The sequence below is a fragment of the Citrobacter sp. CK191 genome, assembly GCF_030333435.1.
GTDB classification, from domain to species: domain Bacteria; phylum Pseudomonadota; class Gammaproteobacteria; order Enterobacterales; family Enterobacteriaceae; genus Citrobacter_B; species Citrobacter_B koseri.
Genome location: NZ_JAOWFX010000009.1, coordinates 1 through 206 on the forward strand (window position 1 = coordinate 1; position 206 = coordinate 206).

At 52.9% G+C, this 206-nt stretch carries 2 tRNA genes; both read left to right on the forward strand.

The annotated features are described in order from the left end of the window. Positions 1-77 (forward strand) — tRNA-Arg (locus OGV82_RS02740). Between the two features lie 70 nt (positions 78-147). Beyond that, a tRNA-Arg gene (locus OGV82_RS02745) sits at positions 148-206 on the forward strand.

Here is a 206-nt window from a genome sequence, read left to right on the forward strand (position 1 = left end):
GCATCCGTAGCTCAGCTGGATAGAGTACTCGGCTACGAACCGAGCGGTCGGAGGTTCGAATCCTCCCGGATGCACCATCTCTTACTTGATACGGCTTTAGTAGCGGTATCAAAATCTGCAATAAAGTAAGTTTCCCGATGCATCCGTAGCTCAGCTGGATAGAGTACTCGGCTACGAACCGAGCGGTCGGAGGTTCGAATCCTCCC